Origin of the sequence: Clostridium polyendosporum, assembly GCF_018332455.1 — a bacterium.
In the GTDB taxonomy this organism is placed as follows: Bacteria; Bacillota; Clostridia; order Clostridiales; family Clostridiaceae; genus Clostridium_AY; species Clostridium_AY polyendosporum.
This window is the reverse complement of sequence record NZ_BOPZ01000107.1, coordinates 1-257: the sequence shown is the minus strand read 5'-3', so window position 1 is coordinate 257 and position 257 is coordinate 1. Positions and strand designations below refer to the sequence as shown.

At 50.2% G+C, this 257-nt stretch carries 1 rRNA gene; it reads right to left on the bottom strand.

Features of this window, described 5'->3' with window-relative positions:
- Positions 1-257, bottom strand: a 23S ribosomal RNA gene (locus tag CPJCM30710_RS17615); the annotation flags it as partial.

The following is a 257-nucleotide window of genomic DNA, read 5'->3' as shown; positions in this document are numbered from 1 at the left end:
AACCTTAGGTTTTCGGCCACTAGGATTCTCACCTAGTTCTCGCTACTAATGCCAACATTCTCACTCGTAATCAGTCCACCGCTCCTTACGGTACGACTTCAGCCCGATTACGACGCTCCTCTACCGCTCACTATTGTGAGCCCGTAGCTTCGGTGGTAAGTTTGAGCCCCGAACATCTTCGGCGCAGGATCTCTCGACTAGTGAGCTATTACGCACTCTTTTAATGAGTGGCTGCTTCTAAGCCAACATCCTAGTTG